Source organism: Marinobacter excellens LAMA 842, from assembly GCF_001574445.1.
GTDB classification, from domain to species: Bacteria; Pseudomonadota; Gammaproteobacteria; order Pseudomonadales; family Oleiphilaceae; genus Marinobacter; species Marinobacter shengliensis.
Window position 1 is genome coordinate 42,873 of record NZ_LOCO01000023.1, and the last position, 23,827, is coordinate 66,699.

Annotated in this window: 20 protein-coding genes, 1 pseudogene and 1 riboswitch; of the genes and pseudogenes, 18 read left to right on the forward strand and 3 right to left on the reverse strand. The window is 57.2% G+C overall.

The genetic code is table 11. The features are described 5' to 3' along the window. Positions 1 to 36: 36 nt before the first annotated feature. Complete coding sequence (locus tag J122_RS16185; RefSeq protein ID WP_058090889.1) at positions 37 to 873, forward strand: substrate-binding periplasmic protein; 837 nt, start codon at positions 37 to 39, stop codon at positions 871 to 873. A 17-nt stretch (positions 874 to 890) separates the two neighbouring features. Here J122_RS16185 and J122_RS16190 read toward each other — a convergent pair whose 3' ends face one another. Both J122_RS16190 and J122_RS16195 read right to left on the reverse strand, forming a co-directional pair. Continuing rightward, positions 891 to 1,796, reverse strand: coding sequence for a response regulator (locus tag J122_RS16190; RefSeq protein ID WP_061333198.1), 906 nt, complete (start codon positions 1,794 to 1,796; stop codon positions 891 to 893). After that, positions 1,783 to 5,166 carry an ATP-binding protein gene (locus tag J122_RS16195; protein ID WP_061333199.1) on the reverse strand — a complete coding sequence of 1,128 codons (3,384 nt, stop codon included), beginning with the start codon at positions 5,164 to 5,166 and terminating at the stop codon, positions 1,783 to 1,785. The genes J122_RS16190 and J122_RS16195 overlap by 14 nt, the downstream gene beginning before the upstream one ends. Before the next feature lie 310 nt (positions 5,167 to 5,476). Here J122_RS16195 and urtA point away from each other — a divergent pair, with 310 nt between their 5' ends. From urtA to J122_RS16240, 9 genes are all read left to right on the forward strand, one after another. Next, the gene (urtA, locus tag J122_RS16200; RefSeq protein ID WP_061333200.1) at positions 5,477 to 6,745 is read left to right on the forward strand and encodes an urea ABC transporter substrate-binding protein; all 1,269 of its coding nucleotides are present in this window, start codon (positions 5,477 to 5,479) and stop codon (positions 6,743 to 6,745) included. An 80-nt stretch (positions 6,746 to 6,825) separates the two neighbouring features. Beyond that, positions 6,826 to 7,752 (forward strand): urea ABC transporter permease subunit UrtB, encoded by a 927-nt coding sequence (gene urtB, locus J122_RS16205; protein WP_061333201.1) that lies wholly within the window; start codon positions 6,826 to 6,828, stop codon positions 7,750 to 7,752. Between the two features lie 9 nt (positions 7,753 to 7,761). Then, a complete protein-coding gene (gene urtC / locus J122_RS16210; RefSeq protein ID WP_061333202.1) occupies positions 7,762 to 8,967 on the forward strand; it encodes an urea ABC transporter permease subunit UrtC in 1,206 nt (401 codons plus the stop codon). Beyond that, the gene (urtD, locus tag J122_RS16215) at positions 8,967 to 9,725 is read left to right on the forward strand and encodes an urea ABC transporter ATP-binding protein UrtD (protein WP_061333203.1); all 759 of its coding nucleotides are present in this window, start codon (positions 8,967 to 8,969) and stop codon (positions 9,723 to 9,725) included. Before urtC ends, urtD begins: the two co-directional genes overlap by 1 nt. Before the next feature lie 2 nt (positions 9,726 to 9,727). Continuing rightward, on the forward strand, positions 9,728 to 10,417 hold the full coding sequence (gene urtE, locus J122_RS16220) for an urea ABC transporter ATP-binding subunit UrtE (RefSeq protein ID WP_061333204.1): 690 nt from the start codon (positions 9,728 to 9,730) through the stop codon (positions 10,415 to 10,417). 169 nt (positions 10,418 to 10,586) lie between these two features. Next, on the forward strand, positions 10,587 to 11,633 hold the full coding sequence (locus J122_RS16225) for an aliphatic amidase (RefSeq protein WP_061333205.1): 1,047 nt from the start codon (positions 10,587 to 10,589) through the stop codon (positions 11,631 to 11,633). Positions 11,634 to 11,648: 15 nt separating this feature from the next. Further along, positions 11,649 to 12,692: an AAA family ATPase gene (locus J122_RS16230; RefSeq protein WP_061333206.1), complete on the forward strand. Its 1,044-nt coding sequence runs from the start codon at positions 11,649 to 11,651 to the stop codon at positions 12,690 to 12,692. Positions 12,693 to 12,793: 101 nt separating this feature from the next. Continuing rightward, a complete protein-coding gene (gene fmdA, locus J122_RS16235) occupies positions 12,794 to 14,026 on the forward strand; it encodes a formamidase (RefSeq protein WP_061333207.1) in 1,233 nt (410 codons plus the stop codon). Positions 14,027 to 14,031: 5 nt separating this feature from the next. Next, on the forward strand, positions 14,032 to 14,385 hold the full coding sequence (locus J122_RS16240; protein WP_061333208.1) for an FmdB family zinc ribbon protein: 354 nt from the start codon (positions 14,032 to 14,034) through the stop codon (positions 14,383 to 14,385). Positions 14,386 to 14,445: 60 nt separating this feature from the next. On the opposite strand, the gene J122_RS16245 is transcribed toward J122_RS16240, so the two are convergent. Next, a complete protein-coding gene (locus J122_RS16245; protein ID WP_061333209.1) occupies positions 14,446 to 15,171 on the reverse strand; it encodes a DUF3047 domain-containing protein in 726 nt (241 codons plus the stop codon). A 116-nt stretch (positions 15,172 to 15,287) separates the two neighbouring features. Further along, a riboswitch (cobalamin riboswitch) is annotated at positions 15,288 to 15,486 on the forward strand. Positions 15,487 to 15,597: 111 nt separating this feature from the next. Here J122_RS16245 and J122_RS16250 point away from each other — a divergent pair. From J122_RS16250 to J122_RS24840, 8 genes and pseudogenes are all read left to right on the forward strand, one after another. After that, positions 15,598 to 18,354, forward strand: a complete 2,757-nt coding sequence (locus tag J122_RS16250; protein ID WP_061333210.1) for a ribonucleoside-diphosphate reductase subunit alpha — start codon at positions 15,598 to 15,600, stop codon at positions 18,352 to 18,354. A 28-nt stretch (positions 18,355 to 18,382) separates the two neighbouring features. After that, positions 18,383 to 19,441 (forward strand): ribonucleotide-diphosphate reductase subunit beta, encoded by a 1,059-nt coding sequence (locus J122_RS16255; RefSeq protein WP_061333211.1) that lies wholly within the window; start codon positions 18,383 to 18,385, stop codon positions 19,439 to 19,441. A gap of 129 nt (positions 19,442 to 19,570) precedes the next feature. Next, positions 19,571 to 20,575 (forward strand): 2-hydroxyacid dehydrogenase, encoded by a 1,005-nt coding sequence (locus J122_RS16260; RefSeq protein ID WP_061333212.1) that lies wholly within the window; start codon positions 19,571 to 19,573, stop codon positions 20,573 to 20,575. A 44-nt stretch (positions 20,576 to 20,619) separates the two neighbouring features. After that, complete coding sequence (locus J122_RS16265) at positions 20,620 to 21,393, forward strand: CLCA_X family protein (protein WP_061333213.1); 774 nt, start codon at positions 20,620 to 20,622, stop codon at positions 21,391 to 21,393. Between the two features lie 302 nt (positions 21,394 to 21,695). Further along, positions 21,696 to 22,052 carry a hypothetical protein gene (locus J122_RS16270; protein WP_061333214.1) on the forward strand — a complete coding sequence of 119 codons (357 nt, stop codon included), beginning with the start codon at positions 21,696 to 21,698 and terminating at the stop codon, positions 22,050 to 22,052. Positions 22,053 to 22,186: 134 nt separating this feature from the next. Then, positions 22,187 to 22,834, forward strand: a complete 648-nt coding sequence (locus J122_RS16275; protein WP_061333215.1) for a DUF4145 domain-containing protein — start codon at positions 22,187 to 22,189, stop codon at positions 22,832 to 22,834. 104 nt (positions 22,835 to 22,938) lie between these two features. After that, complete coding sequence (locus tag J122_RS23670) at positions 22,939 to 23,499, forward strand: hypothetical protein (protein ID WP_061333216.1); 561 nt, start codon at positions 22,939 to 22,941, stop codon at positions 23,497 to 23,499. A 128-nt stretch (positions 23,500 to 23,627) separates the two neighbouring features. Beyond that, positions 23,628 to 23,827 (forward strand): annotated as a pseudogene (locus tag J122_RS24840) (transcriptional regulator); the annotation flags it as partial.

Genomic DNA, 23,827 nt, shown 5'->3' on the forward strand with positions numbered 1-23,827 from the left:
ACTCTCTAGGGAAACAGATAACGATAAGCGGTATACATGCGCAGTTGCCAACGTTACTCCACTGATCTGCCTCGTGGCGCCTGGGCGCTGACGGGGCTTTTTGTTGTTCTGGTCGGACTTTTCTATACCGCTCTGGTTCATGCTGACGACCAGAATCCATATAGCATGAAGGCCGTGCGAGTTGCCTATGTGGAGTTTCCGCCCATCACCTACCGCACAGCTGAGGGTGAACCAGCGGGTGAGTTTGTGGAGATTACCAGGAAGGTTGCCGCTGAGGCCGGCTACGAGCTGGAATTCATCTATCTGCCTGTGGCACGTACCTACCTCTACCTGAAAGACGGCACCGTTGACCTCTGGTTGGGATTATCTGCCACGCCAGTATTGAAAGAGGCGGTTCTGGAAAGCTGGATCAGCCCGATTCCCGTGGAGTTGAGTGCCTGGTATCGCCAAGACACAGAACCGCTTGAACACATGGACCAGTTGCATGGCAGCATGGTGATATTGATCGGTGGCTACACCTATGGAGGCCTTAGGTACTGGTTAGAAGACCAGCCAGACATTCGCATCACCGAGGCGCCGAACCATCGCTCGGCGGTGGACATGCTGAAACGAAAGCGGGGTGATTACCTGCTCGATTACCGCCAACCGGTGCGAGAAATCCTGACCCACCCCTCAGATGCCATTATCCGGGAATCGGAAGTACGAAGCCGCAACAGCGCCTGGATGTTCTCGCTGGCCAGCTCCCGGGCCGCCATTCTTCGAGAGGCGTTTGATGATGCCTATCTGCGGTTGGCCGAGCGTGGTGAGGTGCCGCCGGTGCGCCGATTCGAGAAAACCTTTGTATTGCCGGGGTTTCCTGACGAGTATCGTTGAGTGATTAAGACGGGACACTAGCTGATGGCCAGCACCCGTATCGCGTTTGCAGCTGCGGCCGTCCGGTTTTCCACGCCCATTTTCCGAAAAACCTGTTCCAGGTGTTTGTTCACCGTGCGTGGGCTCATGTCCAGAATCTGACCGATTTCCCGATTGGTTTTGCCGTTGGCAATCCACAACAGTACATCGGATTCTCTGAGTGTGAGTTCGAAGGCCTCTCGTAGTGCCGTCGCCGAACTGTGCGGGTTCTGAGGTGTTTTGATCCGCAGCAGGTATTCTCTCTCATCAATCAGCGCCAGGAACTCGATGGAACGCGGGGTATCCGCAAGCCGGATGGGGAGGGCATGCCCCGGTTCCGGTTGGCGAGTAAGCCAGACTTCAATCTGTTTTCGCAGGGACTCCTGTTCCGGGTCTTCGTTGCCCGGCAGTATTCGGTAAACCTGGGGCGTTCCCCAGAGCAATTCACCGCTGGCATTGACGGAAAACAGATTCTGGCCGGCCCGGTCCAGTGCTGAGCGAGCACTTCGTGTCATGCGTGCGTTCGCCAGATGCACTTGCATACGGGCCAGCAATTCGGTGGTATTGATGGGTTTGGTAATGTAGTCGACGCCGCCGGAACCAAGCCCCATCACTACGTGTTCGGTATCGCTGAGACCGGTCATGAACACGATCGGAATGTCGGCGAACGCCGGATTTTCCTTCAGCCTGCGACAGGTCTCAAAGCCGTCCATGTGGGGCATCAGGGCGTCCATAAGAACGATGTCTGGCACGATGTTCTGACTGATAGTAAGTGCCTGCCCACCTTCCAACGCTACAAGAACCGTCATGCCTGCTTCCTCCAGGGCGTCACTGATCATCCGGATCGAATCGACGGCATCATCCACGACCATGACCACGGTTTTTTTCTGTTCAGGCAGACTCATGTTCGGGTACCTCGAGTAACGCAAGAATTTTCTCAAACTGAAATTCGTTGGTGAGTTTTGTCAGTTCGGTTGTGAAGTGGCTGTCGGCTTTGCCGCTGTGTTTAAGCTTGTTCAAGGCCTCAAGCAGCCCCTTGCGGTGGCCGATTCGGGCCAGCGACATCAGAGCCTGGCATTCCTCGAATCCTGGTAACGTCAGTTCAGCTTGCGCCGGAGGCTCAAGTGCAGCGAGCGGGTCCGGGCTGGGTTTGAAGCGCCATGCGATGTTTAGCACTTTGCCGATAGTATCCAGCAGCAGATTCAGGCGAACCGGCTTGATGATGTAGCCATCATGCAGGTGGGGCGAACCCGGTGAGTGCTGGCCTTCGTTGGCGTCGGCGGAGATCATGATGACTGGCATGTGGTGTTGGGCATCTCTGAGTTGTTGAAGGATCTCCCAACCGTTAAGCCCAGGCATGGATACATCAAGCAGGATCAGATCCGGTCGGTCGCTGCTGACCTGTTGCGAGACCAGCAGAGAATTCCCCATGTCGCCAACGTCAAATCCAAGGGGCGACAGCATGGCTCGAATGACCTGGCGGTGCGACAGATCATCATCCACGATGAGCACTTTACGACGGGTGCCGTGGTAGCCGTAGATCCGCCGGGCAGGTGCGGTTATGGAGCGGGGGGTAACCTCATGCAGGCTGGATAGCATCAGGCTGACCTTGAAGGTGCTGCCTTTTCCGGGGGTGCTGGTAACCGATATGTCTCCCCCCATGATTTCGGTCAGCAATCGGGTAATGGTCAGCCCCAGCCCTGTTCCTATCCGGCTCTGCCCCGCGGAACGAACCCGTTCGAACGGACGGAAGATCCGTTCGATGTCAGCTTCGGCAATGCCTTCACCGGTATCCTGCACGGTGAACTCGGCCACCTGGCTCCGATAGCGGAGTGTCAGGCACACCCGGCCGTGATCCGTGTATTTGATGGCATTCGACAGCAGATTGATCAGGATCTGGCGGAGACGTTTCTCATCGGCGGTTACCCGCTCAGGAAGTGGCAACGGGCAATGGTATTCAAAGGCTAGTCCTTTTTCCTCGGCCTGCAAACGGAACATCGTGACCAACTGCTCCATCAGAACTTCAATCCGCACCTGGTCCCGGTGCAAGTCCAGGCGGCCCGCCTCGATTTTGGAGATATCCAGCAGACCCTCGATCAGATCGGCAAGGTGTTCGCCGTTACGATGAATCACACCCAGTGCCTCCTTGCGGTGGGCGGGGATGTCGTCGTCGTTCGCCATCAGTTGGGCATAACCCAGAATGGCATTGAGCGGAGAGCGCAACTCATGGCTGATGCCCGTGAGGTAACGGCTTTTCGCCAGGTTGGCCGCATCGGCCTGTTCCTTGGCCTGCTGCAGAGCCTGATCGGTTCTCTCGTGCGCGACAATTTCTTCGGTCAGCAATCGGGTTTGGCGCCGGGATTCCTCCTCTGCGACCACCCGGCTTTCGTGGGCCAGAACGAACAGCCAACAAATCACACCGGTCACGATGACCAGAATGAAAAAGACCTTCCAGAGGGTTACCGACAGCAGGATGCCTTCCGCGCTCGTCGCGACTGGGGTCTTGAAATAGATCAGAGATAGCAGCAGGCCGGACAAGCCATTGATCAATAGCAACAAACTCAGAAAATGACCGAGGCGTGATCGCAGGCGAACCAGCAGGTAATCGGGAACGAATTTGCCCAGGAACAGCTGAAGCTGTTCCTTATAGCCCCCGCCGGGTTTGCAGACATCGTCGCATCGTGCGTCGAGGGAGCAACACAGGGAGCAGATGGTGCCCGCGTAAGCCGGGCAGTGGGTTACGTCTTCCGGCTCAAAGGCGTGCTCGCAGATGCTGCACTGCACCAGCTGGTGATCGGTAGCGATCGGTGTGAATGGGCGCGCGGTATAGAAACGGCCGCCGGTTCGCCAGGCAATAACCGGGGCCATGACCAGGGCGACCGCCAGGGCGATGAAATGCGAGAGTGCCTGGGCATAAAGGCCAATCGCGCCGGAGTGGCAGACAACACCTACCAGGGAGGCGGTGATCATCGCCCCGACACCCACCGGATTGATATCGTAAAGGTGTGCCCGTTTGAACTCGATGTGGGCGGGGCTTAGCCCAAGCGGTTTGTTGATCGCCAGATCGGCCACCAGAGCACCTACCCAGGCAATGGCGACGATGCCGTAGAACCCCAGCGTCTCTTCCAGTGCCTGGTACACCCCCAGTTCCATCACCAGCAGCGCGATAGCCACATTGAACACCAGCCAGACCACGCGGCCGGGGTGGCTGTGGGTGAGCCGGGAGAAGAAATTCGACCAGGCAATGGAGCCGGCGTAGGCGTTGGTTACGTTGATCTTGATCTGACACAGAATGACGAAAATACCCGCGAACGCCAGGGAGATTTCCGGGGAATGGGTCACGTAACTGAACGCGACCAGGTACATGTGGGTAGGATCGGCGGCTTCGCTGGCGGGAATGCCCTGATTCAGTGCCAATACGGCCAAAAAAGAGCCTGCCAGGATTTTTATCATCCCGATCACAACCCAGCCAGGACCTCCGGCCATCACCGCTATCCACCAGCGGCGTTTATCCTTTGGCGTCTGGGGCTCGGGAATAAAACGCAGGAAATCAACCTGCTCGCCAATCTGGGCAATCAGCGAGAAAACCACGGCGGCGGCAGCGCCAAACATGAGCACATTGAAACCCTGACCTTCCGATACACCGACACCGCCAAACTGGGTCCAGTCACTGACCGATGACGCATCGGCATAAATGATGAAAACAAAGGGCAACAGTTGCAGCACGATAAAGGCGGGCTGAGTCCAGACCTGGAACCGGCTGATGGTAGTTATGCCATGGGTAACCAAAGGAATGATCACCACCGAACAGATCAGGTAGCCCAGCACCAGAGGAATGCCGAATAGCATTTTCAGGGCCATGGCCATAATGGCCGCTTCGATGGCAAAAAAGATGAAGGTGAAGCTGGCGTAGATCAACGAGGTAATGGTGGAGCCAATGTAGCCGAAGCCGGCGCCACGGGTGAGCAGGTCTATGTCGACGCCATATCGGGCTGCGTAGTAGCTGATGGGTATGGCGGTCAGAAAGATCACCAGGCTGACCGCCAGGATGGCCGCAACGGCATTGTCGAAGCCGTAGTGCAGTGTAATGGCACCGCCGATCGCTTCCATGGCCAGAAAGGATATGGCACCCAGGGCGGTATGACTGACCCTGGCAGCCGACCAGCGGCGGGCGCTCTTGGCGGTGAAGCGAAGCGCGTAGTCCTCCAGGGTCTGGTTGGCAACCCACTGGTTGTAACGTCGCCGGACCCGAAAAATATTCTGTCTTGCGGCCATAGTGCCTTGCCTTCTGGTACAGAGCGCGACTTTTTGGTGCAACTACCGGGTTGGCAGCACCGTCTTTGACAGCTGGAACAAGATCCATGCCATGTGATGGTGCGGATAAGGAATCGCGCCTGACATTATTGCTTTCGTATTCGCGTTTTAGCCTGCTGAGCCCGTGACAGGAATGCGTCAAATGACGTAGGCCGCTGGGGTGATTGCCGAATGGGCTCTGTGTCAGTGCCTGAGCAGAATGTGTGTCGTGGGCGCTGTGCTTCGTTTGTTGAAGTGCGGTACCGGCATACCAACACTGCGAGGAATAACCATGGGCACGACAGATTCAACCGCCAACGGGCGGTCATTCGGCAAGGGAACCGGGCTTCGCAAGAAGCTCATGACGCTGGCAGCATCCATGATGCTGGCTACATCGGCACAGGCGGCCACACCCCCCACCTCCGAGGTGAATACCACCGGGCTTGCGGTGACAGACGACACCGTCAAGGTTGGCATACTGCACTCCATCACCGGCACCATGGCGATCAGTGAAATCGGTTCAGTACAGGCCGAGAAACTGGCTATTGAACAGATCAACGCCTCCGGCGGTGTGCTGGGCCGGCAGATCGAGTTCGTGCAGGAAGACGGCGCCAGTGACTGGCCCACCTTCGCGGAGAAATCCCGCAAGCTGCTGCGCCAGGACAAGGTTGCGGCCATTTTTGGTGCCTGGACCTCCGCTTCCCGGAAAGCCATCCTGCCGGTAATCGAACAGTTCAATGGCATGCTGTACTACCCCACGTTCTACGAGGGCCTGGAGCAATCACCGAACGTGATCTACACCGGGCAGGAAGCCACTCAGCAAATCCTGGCCAGTATCGATTGGGCGGTTGAAGAGAAGGGCGCCAAAACCTTCTACCTGCTGGGTTCGGACTACATCTGGCCCCGCACCTCCAACAAGATCGCTCGCAAACACATCGACAAGCTGGGTTTGAAGGTGGTTGGTGAGGAGTATTACCCACTGGGCCATACCCAGTTCAACTCGGTGATCAACAAGATCAAGTTGCGCAAACCGGACGTTATTTTCGCCTCGGTTGTGGGCGGCTCCAACGTGGCCTTCTACAAGCAGATGAAAGCCGCTGGCATTGATTTCACCAAGGAAAGCCCGCTGTTGCTGACCATCTCTGTGACCGAAGACGAAATCCGGGGCATCGGTGGTGAAAACGTAGAGGGCATCTATGCCTCTATGAAGTACTTCCAGAGCCTGGATAACCCCAACAACAAGGAGTTTGTGGCCGCGTTCAAAGAAGCCTGGGGTGATGACATGGTCATCGGTGATGTTACCCAGGCTGCCTACCTTGGCCCCTGGCTGTGGAAGATGGCTGTCGAGAAGGCCGGCTCTTTCGATGTCGACAAAGTGCGTGAAGCCTCACCGGGCATTGAGTTCACCAAAGCCCCGGAAGGTTATGTCCGCATCCACGAAAACCATCACCTCTGGTCCAAGACCCGTATTGGCAACGCCCAGCGCAATGGCCAGTACAAAGTGGTCTACGAAACAGAAGACCTGATGGAGCCAGATCCTTTCCCGGAAGGTTACCAGTAAGCACGGCTGGCCGGTGCCAAGGGGCGCCGGCCGCCGGTTTTCCGAACGGTTGGGTGCGTTATCTCTAGGGAGTAAGGGTCATGTTTGATGGCTACACCACCAGTGAATTGATGTCGATATTTGCCATGCAGGGGTTTGCCGGGCTGTCCCTGTTTTCAGTGTTTGTGCTGATGGCACTCGGCCTGGCGATCATTTTTGGTCAGATGGGGGTGATCAATATGGCTCACGGGGAATTCATGATCCTCGGTGCCTATACCACCTACCTGACCTCCAGTGCTTTTCAGAGTTATCTGCCCGGTTTGTTCGGGGGCTATTTCTTCGTCGCCATGCTCTTTGCCTTTCTGGTGTGCGCGGCGCTGGGGGCCTTTGTCGAATGGGCCATGGTCAGGCATCTGTACAGGCGGCCGCTGGATACGTTGTTGGCGACCTGGGGCCTGAGCCTGATTCTCCAGCAAGCCTACCGCACGATTTTCGGTGCCCGGGAAGTAGGGGTCACCCTGCCGGATTGGATGATGGGATCAATCCAGGTCACCGACATGGTGGATCTGCCCATTAACGGGCTGTTTGTGATGATCATCGCGCTGTCCATCGCCATAGCCGTTTACTTCCTGATGTACCGATCCGGTTGGGGCAAAAAGGTAAGGGCCGTGGTCCAGAACCGGCCCATGGCCGAAGCCGTGGGCATCAACAGTGCCGGTGTCGACAGGGCCACGTTTGCCCTGGGCTGCGGGATTGCGGGTATTGCCGGCGCGGCCTTCACCATGATCGGCTCGACTGGCCCATCGTCCGGCCAGGCCTACATCGTGGACACCTTCCTGGTGGTGGTCTTTGGCGGTGCACAGAGCCTGATTGGCACCATTGTGTCTGCGTTTGGCATCTCTCAGGCCCAGTCCACCCTCGAGTTCTTCCTGAGTGGTTCGATGGCCAAGGTACTCACGCTTCTGGTGGTTGTCGGCATTCTCATGCTGCGCCCGGAAGGACTTATGGCCCTGAAGATTCGTCGCTAGGAGACCGTCATGAAAGACTCACCCGTTGTGAAATGGTTTGCCTCCCGAGAGGGGCTGTACTATCTGGCGTTGGCGCTGTTACTGGTGGTTGTTTTGCCGGTCATGCTCGATGCCTTCCGATTGAATATGGTCGGCAAGTACCTGACCTACGCCTTTGTGGCCATTGGCCTGGTGATGTGTTGGGGTAAAGCAGGCATTCTCAGCCTGGGACAGGGCGTTTTTTTCGGGCTTGGCGGCTACTGCATGGCGATGTACCTCAAGCTTGAGGCCTCAACGCCGGAAGCGACGGCCATACAGTCAACGCCCGGCATCCCAGACTTCATGGACTGGAACCAGATCACCGCTTTGCCCTGGTTCTGGGAGCCGTTCAACAGCTTCGCCTTCACCCTGATTGCCGTGATCGGGGTTCCGGTTCTGCTGGCTCTCATTATCGGCGTTGCCATGTTCACCCGGCGTGTGGGTGGCGTCTACTTTGCCATCATCACCCAGGCCATCGCCGCCATCCTGACCATCCTGATCATTGGTCAGCAGGGTTACACCGGCGGCATCAACGGCATCACCGACCTTAGAACCCTGATGGGTTGGGACATCCGTACCGATGAAGCGAAAACGGCCCTCTACTTCGTAACGCTTGCGCTGTTGTTCGTCTGCCTGTTCGCTGCCCGCCTGATCCAGAAGCGCAAACTCGGGCGCATCCTGGTGGCGATGAATACCCAGGAAAATCGCGTCAGATTTTCCGGCTACGACGTGGCCGCCTTCAAAATCTTCGTGTTTTGCCTGGCTGCGGCTTTTGCGGGCATCGGCGGCGCGCTGTTTACCTTGAGTGTCGGCTTCATGTCGCCCTCGTTCATCGGCATCGTGGCTTCGATCGAGATGGTGATCTTCTGTGCCCTGGGTGGCCGTCTTTCCATCCTTGGAGCCGTCTACGGTGCGCTACTGGTCAACGCCGCCAAGAGTGGGTTTTCCGAATCCTTTCCAGAACTGTGGCCCTTTGCCATGGGTGCGCTGTTTATTGGCGTTGTTCTGGCCTTCCCCAATGGTCTTGCAGGCCTGTACCAGACTTACGTGATGCCTCTGGAGGAGCGTTTGTTCAGACGCAAGCCAAAGACCGATGGTAGCCAGAAAGCCAAGGCAACAGCGCCGGCCCAAACCCCTGGGGAACGGGGCAAGGAATACGACCCGCTCATTGACCAGTACAGCCCGGAGAAATCCTGATGAAAGCAGCCAAAAGCAAAAGTAAGGACTTTTTGTTGGCGGTAGAGGGACTGACCGTATCGTTCGACGGCTTTAAAGCGGTAGACGACCTGTCCTTCTACCTGGACCCAAACGAAATCCGGGTGATCATCGGCCCCAATGGTGCGGGTAAAACCACGGTGCTGGACCTGATCTGTGGGAAAACCCGGGCCACGTCAGGCTCCATTCGCTTCCAGGGGCGGGAGCTGACAAAGATGAAAGAGCACCAGATTGTGCATTCTGGGGTTGGGCGTAAATTCCAGACCCCCTCGGTGTTTGAAGACCTCACCGTGTTCGAGAATCTCGAAGTGTCTTACCCCCAGGGCCACTCGGTGATGGGCGCCCTGGCGTTCAAGCGGGATCTTGCGGTGGTGGAGGAAATTGAATCGGTTGCCCGGACCATTTTTCTTGAAGACATGCTTGAGCAGCCGGCGTCTCTGCTCAGTCATGGTCAGAAGCAGTGGCTTGAAATCGGCATGCTGCTGATTCAGAAGCCGAAGCTGATCATGCTGGATGAACCGGTAGCGGGTATGTCGGTGGTGGAGCGCAAGAAAACCGCCGAATTGCTCAAGGTGATTACCCGTGAACACACGGTTCTGGTGATCGAACACGACATGCAGTTCGTGGGTGACATTGCTGACCGGGTAACGGTGATGCACCAGGGCAAGGTGTTGTCAGAGGGGTCCATCGAACACGTGAAATCGGACCCGAAAGTCATCGAAGTCTACCTGGGGCATTGATCATGCTGAGCGTCAAACAACATTCGGTGGCCTATGGCCAGAGCAACATCATCGAGAACCTGGACCTTGAGATTGGTAGGAATGAGATCGTTGCCGTGGTTGGCCGCAATGGTATGGGCAAGACCACGTTGATGAAGTCCCTGGTGGGTATGACGCCGACCAGAGGTGGGCAGCTCCTGCTGGATGGTGCGGATCTTTCCAACCTTAAGAGTTTCCAGCGGGTGAGGGCAGGGATCGGCTTTGTGCCCCAGGGCCGGATGATTTTTCCGACCCTGACCGTGAAGGAGAACATTGAGACCGGCCTGGCTGCGGTCGGGGAGAAGAAGATTCCTGAGGACCTTTATGAGCTGTTTCCGGTGCTGAAGGAAATGCTGCATCGCCGGGGCGGCAACCTGTCTGGTGGACAGCAGCAACAGCTGGCGATCGCCCGGGCGCTGGCTACCCGGCCCAAGGTGTTGCTGCTGGATGAACCGACTGAGGGTATTCAGCCCAACATCATCAAGGACATTGCCAAGACTCTTCGGCGGATTCGCGATGAGCGGGGGTTGTCGATTGTGGTGTCGGAGCAGGTGTTGAGTTTTGTGATGGATGCGGCGGATCGGATTCTGGTGATCGAGAAGGGGGAGATTGTTCACGAGGAGCTTCGGGAGGAGGCGGATCAGGACAAGATTGCCAGTTATCTGGCTGTTTAATTCATTTGGGGGAGGTCGAGTCGATGGGGAGGTCCTTTCGGGACACGCCGTGAATACGTCCGTGTAGGCTCGGATGCGCCATCCCTGGCGCATACGGTCCCGAAAGGACCTCCCCACCGCCTCTCCCCGAACCTGTTTGGTAAACGTTCAGCATTGATGGGTGATTAATATGAGACACGGTGATATTTCCAGCAGTAACGATACCGTCGGTGTAGCGGTGGTGAACTACAAGATGCCTCGGCTGCACAGCAAGGCCGAGGTGTTGGATAACGCGCGTAAGATTGCGGACATGATCAAGGGTATGAAGGTGGGGCTGCCGGGTATGGATCTGGTGGTGTTTCCGGAGTACAGCACCATGGGGATCATGTACGACAACGACGAGATGATGGACACCGCTGCAGCCATCCCGGGTGACGAGACGGCGATTTTCTCGGCGGCGTGTCGTGAGGCCAATACCTGGGGGGTGTTTTCCCTGACCGGGGAGCGGCATGAGGATCACCCGAACAAGGCGCCCTACAACACGCTGGTGTTGATCAACAATGAAGGCGAGATTGTTCAGAAGTACCGCAAGTGCATTCCCTGGTGTCCGATTGAGGGCTGGTATCCCGGCGACACCACCTATGTGACCGAGGGGCCCAAGGGGATGAAGATCAGTCTGATCATCTGTGACGATGGCAATTATCCGGAGATCTGGCGGGATTGCGCCATGAAGGGTGCGGAGCTGATTGTGCGCTGCCAGGGCTATATGTACCCGGCCAAGGAGCAGCAGATCATGATGGCCAAGAGCATGGCCTGGGCCAATAACTGCTATGTGGCAGTGGCCAACGCCAGTGGTTTTGATGGCGTTTACTCCTACTTCGGGCACTCCGCGATCATCGGCTTTGATGGTCGCACTCTGGGTGAGTGCGGTGAGGAGGATATGGGGGTGCAGTACGCCCAGCTCTCGGTCAGTCAGATTCGTGATGCCCGCCAGAATGATCAGTCCCAGAACCATTTGTTTAAGCTGCTGCATCGCGGTTACACCGGCGTGCATGCCTCCGGCGATGGCGACAAGGGCATTGCGGATTGTCCGTTTGAGTTCTACCGCACCTGGGTGATGGATGCGCAGAAGGCGCAGGAGAATGTCGAAGCCATGACCCGCAAAACCGTGGGCACGGCTGAGTGCCCGGTGGGCGAGCTGCCGTTTGACGGCAAGGAAAAATCCGCTGGGGCTTAAGCCCGGGAGGCACAGATGCCGTTTATCAACGAACGGCTGGAAGCCAACCGGGAGACCAATGACAAGAACCGGGCCGCCTCAGGCCCGGTTCGTGCTTCCCGGTTTCGCTTCGAGCCTGAGGCTGTGATGGCCCGTTTGCGAGCAAACATTGTGGGCCAGGATGAGGCGCTCACGGCGATGGAGTCGATGCTGGTGCGGGTGAAAGCCGACATAGGTGAGGACAACCGGCCGCTGGCGGTGCACCTGTTTCTTGGCCCGACCGGTGTGGGCAAAACCGAAACGGTAAGGCTGATTGCCGAGGCCATTCATGGCCACCGCGATGGCCTGTGCCGCATCGATATGAATACCCTGGCACAGGAACATTATTCGGCGGCGCTCACCGGCGCACCGCCGGGTTACGTGGGCAGCAAGGAAGGCCATAGCCTGTTCGATCTGGACAAGGTTCAGGGCTCATTCAGCAAGCCCGGCATCGTGTTGTTCGACGAGATTGAAAAGGCCAGCAAGGAAGTAGTCCGTACCCTGTTGAACGTGCTGGATACTGGCCGGTTGGTATTCCCCTCCGGCAATCGAGAAATCGACTTCCGCAATACCCTGATCTTCATGACCAGTAACGCCGGCGCATTGGATGCGGAGGCTCACCATCACCGCTATCAGCGAGGCTGGCGCCGGTGGCTGGGGCTGTCACCCGGCTCTGGCGAAACCATTCGGGATGCCGCGCTTCGGCGCCATTTTGATCCGGAGTTTCTCAACCGGATTGACCAGATCCTGAACTACAACACCCTCACCGACAACTGGCTGGACGCGCTGCTGGATATCGAGTTGGCGGGGCTGAACAAGCGCCTGGCCCGCAAAAAAGCAGAACTGACTCTGTCCGAGAATCTGCGCCGGGAGCTCTGCCGAGGCTACGACAGCCGTTATGGCGCACGGGAGATGTTACGGGCATTTCGCCAGCGCCTGGAGCCGGCGGTTGCGCGGGCGTTGCTGGCCCATCCGGAGAGCCAGCGCTTTGAAGCCGATGTGATTAAACACGCGGTCAGCGTTCGCCAATACGTCGAATGACGTAGGCGCCGGGGGTATTTGGCGAATACCCCCGAAATGCCGTGCAGCCGATAGTAGAGGCGTTATTCAAACAGACAAGCCAATGTACAGGAGCGCCCGCTATGGCTGAAACCATCATCAAGATCGATCTGAATAAATCGGCCTACGAGAACGACAAAGTCCACAACCGCTGGCACCCGGATATTCCGTTGGTGGCCACCGTCAAACCCGGTGACGATTTTATCGTGGAGTGTTACGACTGGACCGGCGGCCAGATCAAGAACAACGACAGTGCCGACGACGTGCGTGATGTCGACCTCAGCCAGGTGCATTTCCTGTCCGGCCCCATTGGCGTCGAAGGCGCAGAGCCGGGTGACCTGCTGGAAGTCGACATTCTGGACATAGGTACGTTTGAGGAGAGCCAGTGGGGCTTCAACGGTTTCTTCTCCAAGCAGAACGGCGGTGGCTTTCTGACGGAACATTTTCCCGAAGCCCAGAAATCGATCTGGGACTTCAACGGTATGTTCACCAAGTCCCGGCATATTCCTAACGTGGAGTTTGCCGGGTTGATCCACCCCGGACTGATTGGTTGCCTGCCTTCCAAGGAACTTCTGGATACATGGAACAAGCGGGAAGCGGGCCTGGTAGCAACGGACCCTGACCGTGTGCCGGAGTTGGCTACTCTGCCTAACGGTGAAACGGCCCACATGGGCCAGATGAGAGGGGACGCAGCCAAGGCGGCTGGCGCTGAGGCCGCGCGAACCGTGCCACCCAGGGAGCATGGCGGCAACTGCGACATCAAGGATCTTTCCCGTGGCTCCAAAGTGTATTTTCCGGTCTACGTAGATGGCGCAGGACTGTCTGTAGGCGACCTGCACTTCAGCCAGGGTGATGGTGAGATTACGTTCTGTGGGGCCATCGAAATGGCTGGCTGGATTCACTTGCGGGTGAACCTGATCAAAGACGGCGTGCGTAAATACGGCATCAAGAACCCGGTGTTCAAGCCCAGCCCCATCAAGCCCCGCTATGACGATTATGTGATCTTTGAAGGCATCTCGGTGGATGAAGAGGGCGGCCAGCACTATCTGGACGTGCATGTGGCCTATCGCCAGGCCTGCCTGAATGCCATCGAATACATGACCAAGTTCGGCTACAGCAGGGCACAGGCTTACGCGATCCTTGGGTGTGCGCCGGTGGAGGGGCATATCAGCGGCGTGGTGGATATTCCCAATGCCTGTGCAACGCTCTGGCTGCCAACCGGCATCTTTGATTTCGACATCAACCCGTCAGCTGATGGCCCACAGAAGAAAGTCAGTGGCGGTATGGACGTGCCCCTTTCGAAAGACAAGGAGTAAGCACCATGCCTGTGTATGACTACAAATGTCGGGAACACGGGTTGTTCCACCAGCTGGCCACCATGGAAGACTGCGCCAAGCCGGCGGAGTGCCCGACCTGCCAGGCACTGTCACCCCGTGTCATAGTGCTGCCTCCGGAGATTGCCGCCATGGACCCGGCCAAACGATCGGCTCAGGACCGGAACGAGCGCTCAAAACACGAGCCAGTGTTCTCGACTGCCGATCGCAGGGCACACGACAAGGAACACAGCCGAAGTTGTGGTTGCGGCTCACCGAAGCCGGGCAAATCCATGCTGTTCTATACCGCGGACGGTAAAAAAATGTTTCCCTCGATGCGCCCGTGGATGATCAGCCACTGACAGCCGATTCGACGTTTCACGTGTTTGGCCCCGATACGGGGCCTTTTTTCGATCCACAATTCACGGCTTCTCAAGCACCAGATCCCGATACCACGCTGTTGCCCGTTCACCGGTATTATCCGCATCCGACATGATGGCCACGCCAACAATGCGCGGGGGATTCTCCCCGAACGCTTCCCGGTAATCTGCCACAATATCCCGTTCCACCGTGACCCACTCACCGGTTTGCTCCGGGCCGGAATTGACCGCCACCATCATGGTCTGGTCGGTGAAGGCGTTGGCGACAATGGATTGCTCCGGCAACCGGTTGGCCCAGATGTAGTTCAGGGCATTACCCGGCAGGGACTCGCCAAACATCACCTCCACGGTTTTGCGCTTGGCCCGTTCAAAGAATCCTGCCTTGTCGGGCTGGAATTCAAAGGCCACGTAGATTCGCGCCGGGTAGTCGTCGCCGGACTTTTTCCGGGCATCGCCCCGGTCGAACACATTGGACACCTTCCATTGCCAGCGCAGAATCAGCGATTCGCCGGGTTCTAACGACAATCGGGCAATCAGGCCGGAGGCGCTGTTATCAGCGCTCGCCTTGACCACCTGAACACCGTCGTCCGTGACCAGCTCATAGCGCGTGTGCCGGTCGATTCTGGGAAATTCCAGAGGTTCCCAACCATCGGATAATGAACTCATGGTGGAGAAGGGTTGCAGTAAAGACTCCTGCGCCATCAGTAACGGGCTGGCCAATAGCAGAGCCAACACCCATGCAGTGCCTGCCAGTGATGAACGCTTCATAGACTTATCCTTTTGTTTCCGGGCCACTGCAATGGCAGACAGCGGGCCTGCGATAAAGTGCCTTGTCAGTGGCTATTAGTCCGTATATAGTGACCAAATCCTTGGTTGACTACCATATGTTGTGATCATTCTCTGATCACTTCAGGCATAAAGGTAGTCGGGAATCCGGTGAGAATCCGGAACTGACGCGCAGCGGTATTGGGGAACGAGCGTGGCATCAAGACACTGGCAAGCGCCGGGAAGTCGCCACGTAAGGCCGAATCTCACGATTCACGCCCCTGAGTCCGAAGACCTGCCAGGGAAACAGTACTGCACCTTCGCGACTCAAGGTGAGCAGATCGGTTATCCCTGCCCTGAAACAAGGCACGGTGTGCTCCTGCATTCGCGAAGGCTAAATGGAATCTGACGCGACTTCAGGAGAACACGATGTCTGCCACCGCTCTGGCCGAAGCCCCGGCCGCCGATACCCAATCCCTTCAAGTTATTAAACGCAACGGCACCCTGGTTGGATTCAATCCTGCCAAAATCAGTGTGGCGGTGACCAAAGCGTTCCTGGCCGTGGAAGGCGATAAAGCCGCCGGCTCTGCCCGCATCAACGACGCCGTGCATCGGGTAACCGAACAGGTGGTGCAGGCCATCAGCCGGCGCCTGAAAGCCGGCGGTAAAGTGCATATTGAAGACATTCAGGACCAGGTGGAACTGGCCCTGATGCGGGCCGAAGAGCAAAAGGTGGCCAGGGCTTACGTGCTCTACCGGGAAGAACACGCCCGCAAGCGTGCCATCGAAGAGCCCATGGAAGCGCACCCGCACCTGACCGTGAAAAAAGCCGACGGCAACGTGGCGCCTCTGGACCTGGGCCTGATGAAACTGCAGGTAGAACAGGCTGCCACCGGCCTGGAGGGCATTGATGGCGAATCCCTGGTCGACGAAGCCCTGCGCAACCTGTATGACGGCATTGAGGAAACCGAAGTGCTCTCCGCCCTGATCATGACGGCCCGTGGCCGTATCGAGCAAGAGCCGGACTACAGCGCCGTCACCGCCCGCCTGTTGCTGGAACAGCTTCGCCTGGAAGCGGCTGAGGCCCTGGACCTGCCCCGCAACCAGCCGCTGGCAGAGGTTTATCCACAGGCCCTGAGCGCGTTCATCCACGCCGGAATTCGTTACGAATTGCTGGACGAAGCCCTGGCCGCCTTTGACTTGGAACGCCTGGGTGCGGCGATCATCCCCGAGCGTGACCACCAGTTCGGTTTCCTGGGCCTGCAAACCCTGTACGACCGCTACTTCCTGCACTGGAACAAAGCCCGCCTGGAACTGCCCCAGGTGTTCTTCATGCGTGTCGCCATGGGCCTGGCCCTGCGGGAAGACGACCCCAACGCCCGCGCCATCGAATTCTACAACCTGCTGTCCAGCTTTGATTACATGGCCAGCACGCCTACCCTGTTCAACAGCGGCACCCGCCATTCCCAGTTGTCCTCCTGCTACCTGACCACCGTGCAGGACGACCTGGAAGGTATCTACGGCGCCATCAAGGATAACGCGCTGCTCTCCAAATGGGCCGGCGGCCTGGGCAACGACTGGACGCCAGTACGTGCACTGGGCTCCCACATCAAAGGCACCAACGGCCAGAGCCAGGGCGTGGTGCCGTTTTTGAAAGTGGTCAACGACACCGCCGTGGCGGTCAACCAGGGCGGCAAGCGCAAGGGCGCCGTGTGTGCCTACCTGGAAAGCTGGCACCTGGACATCGAGGAATTCCTGGAGCTGCGCAAAAACACCGGTGACGAACGCCGCCGCACCCACGACATGAACACCGCCAACTGGGTGCCGGATTTGCTGATCGAACGCATGCGTGAAGACCGGGACTGGACCCTGTTCTCCCCCAGCGATGCCCCAGACCTGCACGATCTTTACGGCAACGCCTTCCGGGAACGCTACGAGCATTACGAAGCGCTGGCGGAGCAGGGCAAGATCAAACTGTTCAAGAAAATCCCTGCCAAACAACTGTGGCGCAAAATGCTCACCGTGCTGTTTGAAACCGGCCACCCCTGGGTTACCTTCAAAGACCCCTGCAACCTGCGTTCCCCGCAGCAGCACCAGGGCGTAGTGCACAGCTCCAACCTGTGCACCGAAATCACCCTGAACACCAGCGCCGACGAAATCGCCGTATGCAACCTCGGCTCGGTCAACCTGGCTGCCCACATCGCCAACGGCGAGCTGGACGTACAGCGCCTGGAACGCACCGTGACCACCGCCGTACGCATGCTCGATAACGTTATCGACATCAACTTCTACGCCGTGCCCCAGGCGAAGAACTCCAACCTCAAACACCGCCCCGTGGGCCTGGGCCTGATGGGCTTCCAGGACGCGCTCTACCAGTTGGGGCTGCCCTACACCAGCCCGGAAGCGGTGGAGTTTGCCGACGTGGCCATGGAGCAACTGAGCTACTTCGCCCTTCGCGCCTCCGCCACCCTGGCCGGTGAACGGGGAGCCTACGAAACCTACGAAGGTTCCCTGTGGGATCAGGGCATCCTGCCCATCGATTCCATCAACCTGCTGAAAGACAGCCGCCGGGAAGGGGACCTGTCACTCAACACCAACAGCCGCCTGGACTGGACCCCGGTGCGTGAGCTGATCGCCAAAAACGGTATGCGCAACAGCAACGTTATGGCCATCGCCCCCACCGCCACCATCTCCAACATCGTTGGGGTTTCCCAGTCCATCGAACCGGCGTACCAGAACCTGTTCGTCAAATCGAACCTCTCCGGCGAATTCACCGTGGTCAATCCCTCCCTGGTGCGCGACCTCAAAGCCGAAGGCCTTTGGGACAACGTGATGGTGAACGACCTCAAATACTTCGATGGCAGCGTGCAGCAGATCGACCGCATTCCACCGGTACTGAAAGCTCGCTACGCCACCGCCTTCGAAATCGACCCAAGATGGCTGGTAGAAGCCGCGGCAAGGCGCCAGAAATGGCTCGACCAGGCCCAAAGCCTGAACCTGTACATGGCCGAACCCAGCGGTAAAAAACTGGACGCCCTGTACCAGCTGGCCTGGGAACGCGGTTTGAAAACCACCTACTACCTGCGCTCCCTGGGCGCTACCGGCGCCGAAAAAGCCGCCCCGGTGGCAGCGCCGCAACCCCAGGTGTGCAGCATTGATGAGCCGGATTGCGAAGCCTGTCAGTAACCACTTACTTAACTTTGGAGGCCTAACCATGCTGGATTGGGACGACGAACCAAAAACTGAAAACAAGCCGACGGCCAGCGCCGGACCGGCGCCGGTGAATGTAGACGACAAACGCGTCATCAACGGCGAAACCGACATCAACCAGTTGGCGCCGTTCAAGTACCCCTGGGCCTGGGAATACTTCATGAACGCCAACAAAAACCACTGGACCCCGCTGGACGTCAACATGGCCCAGGACGTCCACGACTATCACCACCGCCTGAGCCCGGCGGAAAAGCACGTGTATGAAAACGTACTGGCCTACCTCACCACCTCTGACATCCTCGCCATGCGCAACATCGGCCTGGCCGTGATGGAGAAAATGAGCGCGCCGGAACTGCAGATCTACCAGGCCCGCCAGGTGTACGAAGAAGCACTGCACACCTGGACCTACCAGCACTGCATTGAAACCCTCAACCTGGACCAGAGCGAAATCTACAACCGCTACCGGGTGGTGCCGGAAATCAACGGCAAGATCCAGGTAGCCAACCGACGGCTGGACGCCGCCATGCGCTCCGACATGAACCTGCGCAACCCGGACGACCTGCAGGAGTTCATCATGTCGTACCTGTTCTTCGCCGCCGTGTTTGAGGGCTGCTGGTTCTACAACGGCTTCAGCCCCATCTTCGCCCTGCAGCGCCGGGGCCTGATGCGCGGCACCGGGGAGCAACTGCAGTACATCCTGCGGGACGAAGCCATGCACTTCTCCTTCGGCCTGAAAGTGGTCAACCAGATTCTTGAGGAAGAAAACATCACCTTCGACCCCAAAGCCGTGCGCGACATGTGGGACGAATCCGAAGCGGCCGAGATGGCCTACGCCAACTACATCCTGCGCGACCCCATCCTCGGCTACTCGGCGGAATACCACAGCGAGCAATTCCGCTTCGTGGCCAACCGCCGCGCCAGGACTGTTGGCCTGGAAGAACCTTTCCCGGGTGCCAAGAACGTGTCGCCCTGGCTGGACGAGCAGGCCACCATGCGTAAAGAGAAGAACTTCTTTGAAACCCGGGTGATTGAATACCAGACCGGGGCGCAGTTGGAGTGGTAACGCGCTAGAACCGCCGGTGCCAAAGACAACAGAGGTTGATCTACGGCACCGGCGGGAGTGTAATGGCAGCACAGTGACGTTGCGCACGGCGCCCGGTTTTGGGCGCTCTCCACGGAAGAGGCCAAGCCCATGAAAGTGGCTGTTTTCAGCACCAAACCCTACGACGAACAGTTCCTTGCGCAGGCCAATGACGACAGCCATCAGCATGAACTGGTGTTTCTGGAACCCCGCTTGAATACAACCACCTCGGCACTCGCCAAAGGCTTTGATGCGGTGTGTGTTTTCGTGAACGATCAGGTAGACGGCGCCGTACTGGGCCAGTTGGCCGAAGGCGGCACCCGCGCGGTAGCCCTGCGCTGTGCCGGCTTCAACAACATTGACCTGAAAGCCGCCGAGCGCCTGGGAATCGACGTGGTGCGAGTACCCGCTTACTCACCCTATGCCGTGGCCGAACACACCGTCGCCCTGATTCTGACCCTTAACCGGCAGATTCACCGGGCGTACCACCGCATCCGCGATGGTAATTTTGCACTGGATGGTTTGCTGGGCTTCGACCTGCGAGGGCGAACCGTGGGCGTGGTGGGTACCGGCCAGATAGGCCTGGAGGTAGTGCGCATCATGCGTGGCTTTGGCTGCCGGGTGCTCTGCTACGACCTTCATACCAACCCGGAAGCTCAGCAACTGGGTGGTGAATATGTGGCGCTGGACGACCTGTTCAGCCAGGCCGATATTGTCAGCCTGCATTGCCCGTTAACACCTGACACCCACCACCTGATCAACGCGGATGCCGTGGCCAAGATGAAACAGGGCGTGATGCTGATCAACACCAGCCGGGGTGCCATGGTTGATACCGCCGCGATCATCGAGGGCCTTAAATCCGGACAGATTGGCTACCTGGGCCTCGATGTGTATGAGGAAGAAGGTGACCTGTTTTTCGAAGACCTGTCCAACATCGTGCTGAAAGACGATGTGTTTGCGCGCTTGCTGACCTTCCCCAACGTAGTGATCACCGGCCACCAGGCCTTCTTCACCCGCAACGCCCTGGAGAGCATTGCGCGCACCACCCTGGGAAACCTGACCGAACTGGAATCGACCGGGCAATGCGCAAATCGGGTAACCGCCCCCGCCGGTTAACGGCGCACTGAGACAAGCGGGCCGCGTACTCGTACAATCCGACCATGCCCAGACAGTTTTATCGAACGGGCCCCGACCATCGTGCCGGGGCGCCTGTTACCTTCCTTGATGTACGCCGCCGCTTCCAGTTCCGAACCGTGGAGATTGGCCGCTGGGTAACCGAACCGGAAAAGCAGCGCAGCGCCGCCTTGTTCTACGACGCCCTGTGCGATTTGATGACTATCCTCGGCGGCACCGAAAGCCTGATCTCCCTCCGCGGCAGCCTGGCCCTGCAATACGGCATAGGTGGCCGGCCTGGCGTATCCGCCCATTACACCCCCGCCACCCGCAGCTTCGCCCTGGCCAAGAATGCCGGCCCCGGCAGTATTGCCCATGAATGGTTTCATGCTTTCGACCACTACATAGCGGACAAATTGTTCCCAAGCGCTGCCAAAGCTGAATTTGGCTCCACACTCTGGCTAACCCGTGAAGATGCCATCGCCCACCCCCTGAACGACCGACTGCAAGCCTGCTACCGCACCATCCTGCTGGACAGCACAGGCGAGCAGCCCAGCGACCTTTTCCGGCAATCGGCCAAGGCCGACAAAGCCGCCGGCGTGCATTACTACAGCCGGCCCGAGGAGCTTTGCGCCCGAGCCTTCGAAGCCTTTGTTCAGGACGCCCCCGTAAAAAATGCCTTCCTGGTGAAAGGCACCAAAGAGAGCGAAGAGGCCCAGTTGGGGCTTTATCCACAGGGGCCACAGCGGGAGAGCATCAATCGGGCGTTTCTTGCTTACTTTCAATCCTTGGGCAGGGCCTTGCAGCGAACAGATGCATGACAGCCGGAGTTATACGAACGCGTTCGCAAAACTCCAGAAAATTGCATGGGAAATATATGTAACCTTCTGATATGGTTGAAATTTAGGATTTGAGCGGGCGGAGTTATACGCCCCGGGATAAGAGCAGGGGGTGGCTCGAAAGAGGGCGTATAACTCCGGTGGTAGCCGTGGTGACTTCTGTTAACCTTCTGTTCTTGTTAGGAAAAGTATGAAATTTTGGGCGCGTTTTGGGTGGAGTTATACGAACGCGGGATATACGAACGTGTTCGTATAATTCACTGTTATGTGTGTATGGATCTCCTATGGGAAATGACCTCGTATTAGTGGCGCTGGATGCAGAGCAGATAGCCAAAGCGAAAGACGAAAATGGGAAGCGTAAGCAGATAACCCATGCGCTTGTCGTTGGAAACTACGGGGTGATGTTCGGTACCGAGAAGCAATGCATGAAGTATTACTCAGTCTGGAAGGATATCTTCAAGCACTTATTCGGCAAGTGCTACAAAACTGACCAGTACCATCTCACCACCTACACAAGCTCCGGCAATGTGGTGATGGACCTAATAGAAGAATCCGATAGACGCAAACCCAAGATAGATTTCATCGAAGAAGCGGTGAAGCGCGAGAGAAGAGGTTTTTGGGCGAAATTGTTTGGCCGCTAGCAAAACTCATAACCAGTAGTTGCAGTTCGTTCCGGCCCTGAAGGGCCTACACCGGACGCCCTTTTCTCCGCTTCGCTACAAAAAGGTCGCCGCTGAACAATGGCGTTATACGTGATTGAAGTCGGAGTTTTAGCATGAAAGGAAAATACATTGCGCCATTTCTGGATGGTGAGGCTTTCAATTGCGTGAGCTGCCACGTTTACACTAAGCAGCATTGGTACTATTTGCGTGGCTCAAGCGGGGCCGACGGCTATGGGGAACAGACTCAAGATCCTAGGTTTCGAATATCCTACTGTGAACATTGTAGGTTCCCTACGATTTGGCACGGCGAGTCAGTAATTTTTCCGCTGAATATGTCAGTGGAGCCACCAAATGATGATCTGCCCGAAGATATAAAAAGGGACTATGAAGAGGCTAGTTCTATCTTCAATCTGTCACCAAGAGGTGCGGCAGCATTATTGAGGTTAGGTATTCAGAAGCTCTGCGCTCACCTCGGCCAGTCGGGCAGGAATATAAATACAGATATCAAAGAGCTTGTTGCTGCCGGTTTACCGCCCAAGGTTCAAGAAGCGCTAGATAGTGTCAGAGTCATTGGAAACGATGCCGTGCATCCAGGAAAAATTGACCTCAATGATGATCGGGACACTGCAAGCCAGTTATTCAGGTTGGTTAATTTCATTGCTCAGAAAATGATCACGGAGCCCCGCGAGATTGACGAGATATACAGCAATCTCCCTGCTGAAAAATTGCAGGGTATTAAGGACAGAGACGGCGATCAGTAACCGTATAACCAGGCCAGTCACGGCGACGGCTACTACATGGCGGCTTCGCCACCATTCCGCAGCCGCGCATGCTGGCAGGCGTTATGCACTAAGAGGGACTGCAGATGGAACCTGACAGAATCTACTCCAAAGACAATCCTTGGCCTGAGGGGCACCCGATCAAAAAGTTCGCTTGGTCGGCAAAAGAGATAGACGGAGACGTATGGTTTGACATGCATCTGGAGTCCGCTGACTACTATGCGGAACGAGATATAGAAGACGACGAAGACGACGATTATCCATCAGACTGGGCGGCGCCAATTGTGTGGGGTAATTATCACTCATGCACCTTGTCCTCGAACTATTGGCACCATGGCGGGTTCAGAGTTTGCTCAAAAGCAGAGTACACACCTGAATTTTTGGACGGCCTTGAGCTACTGGTCGACCCGAGCCACGAAACAGTCGATAACTACGATGATCTCGCGTTCCATATATATCTACTGGGGCATGATGCGGTCGCGAAACACCGGATCAGATTTGAACGAATTGGTGACACGCTGCAATTCAAAATTGTTTGGTCAGGCTTGATCGCTCTGGCCTACGTTGGTGACTATGAGTTCAAGCACGAGTTTTCTGCCCTAGTGTCCAATGCAGAGTATCCTGTGCTTTCGGGAAATGTTGCATAACCAGTGCAGGCACGGCGACGCCCACTACATTGCGCCTCCGGCTTCATTCCCTGGGCGCGCATGCTGCAAGCGTTAACCCTTCCATCCGCCACCTTGCAAAACTCCGTCAATGACGTATATTGATCATCATGTTTACCATAATCGAAACCCCTACATTCGAAGCAGATGCCAGAAAGATCTGGACTGAGGAGGAACGGAATTCGTTCTTTGCCTGGCTGGCAGCCAATCCTGAAATTGGCGATCCCATTCCAGGTAGCGGTGGATGTAGAAAGGTTCGTTGGTCGGTGGCGGGTTCAGGGAAGCGTGGTGGAGTGCGAGTCATCTACTT

Bases quoted from the DNA above. Each gene is read 5' to 3' on its own strand.
- urtE (WP_061333204.1), top strand. From the start codon at position 9,728: ATGCTGAGCGTCAAACAACATTCGGTGGCCTATGGCCAGAGCAACATC.
- J122_RS16245 (WP_061333209.1), bottom strand. From the start codon at position 15,171: ATGAAGCGTTCATCACTGGCAGGCACTGCATGGGTGTTGGCTCTGCTA.
- J122_RS16225 (WP_061333205.1), top strand. From the start codon at position 10,587: ATGAGACACGGTGATATTTCCAGCAGTAACGATACCGTCGGTGTAGCG.
- J122_RS16255 (WP_061333211.1), top strand. From the start codon at position 18,383: ATGCTGGATTGGGACGACGAACCAAAAACTGAAAACAAGCCGACGGCC.
- J122_RS16230 (WP_061333206.1), top strand. From the start codon at position 11,649: ATGCCGTTTATCAACGAACGGCTGGAAGCCAACCGGGAGACCAATGAC.
- J122_RS16270 (WP_061333214.1), top strand. From the start codon at position 21,696: ATGGGAAATGACCTCGTATTAGTGGCGCTGGATGCAGAGCAGATAGCC.
- J122_RS16195 (WP_061333199.1), bottom strand. From the start codon at position 5,166: ATGGCCGCAAGACAGAATATTTTTCGGGTCCGGCGACGTTACAACCAG.
- J122_RS16265 (WP_061333213.1), top strand. From the start codon at position 20,620: ATGCCCAGACAGTTTTATCGAACGGGCCCCGACCATCGTGCCGGGGCG.
- urtD (WP_061333203.1), top strand. From the start codon at position 8,967: ATGAAAGCAGCCAAAAGCAAAAGTAAGGACTTTTTGTTGGCGGTAGAG.
- urtC (WP_061333202.1), top strand. From the start codon at position 7,762: ATGAAAGACTCACCCGTTGTGAAATGGTTTGCCTCCCGAGAGGGGCTG.
- J122_RS16240 (WP_061333208.1), top strand. From the start codon at position 14,032: ATGCCTGTGTATGACTACAAATGTCGGGAACACGGGTTGTTCCACCAG.
- fmdA (WP_061333207.1), top strand. From the start codon at position 12,794: ATGGCTGAAACCATCATCAAGATCGATCTGAATAAATCGGCCTACGAG.
- J122_RS16260 (WP_061333212.1), top strand. From the start codon at position 19,571: ATGAAAGTGGCTGTTTTCAGCACCAAACCCTACGACGAACAGTTCCTT.
- J122_RS16190 (WP_061333198.1), bottom strand. From the start codon at position 1,796: ATGAGTCTGCCTGAACAGAAAAAAACCGTGGTCATGGTCGTGGATGAT.
- urtA (WP_061333200.1), top strand. From the start codon at position 5,477: ATGGGCACGACAGATTCAACCGCCAACGGGCGGTCATTCGGCAAGGGA.
- J122_RS16250 (WP_061333210.1), top strand. From the start codon at position 15,598: ATGTCTGCCACCGCTCTGGCCGAAGCCCCGGCCGCCGATACCCAATCC.
- J122_RS16185 (WP_058090889.1), top strand. From the start codon at position 37: ATGCGCAGTTGCCAACGTTACTCCACTGATCTGCCTCGTGGCGCCTGG.
- urtB (WP_061333201.1), top strand. From the start codon at position 6,826: ATGTTTGATGGCTACACCACCAGTGAATTGATGTCGATATTTGCCATG.
- J122_RS23670 (WP_061333216.1), top strand. From the start codon at position 22,939: ATGGAACCTGACAGAATCTACTCCAAAGACAATCCTTGGCCTGAGGGG.
- J122_RS16275 (WP_061333215.1), top strand. From the start codon at position 22,187: ATGAAAGGAAAATACATTGCGCCATTTCTGGATGGTGAGGCTTTCAAT.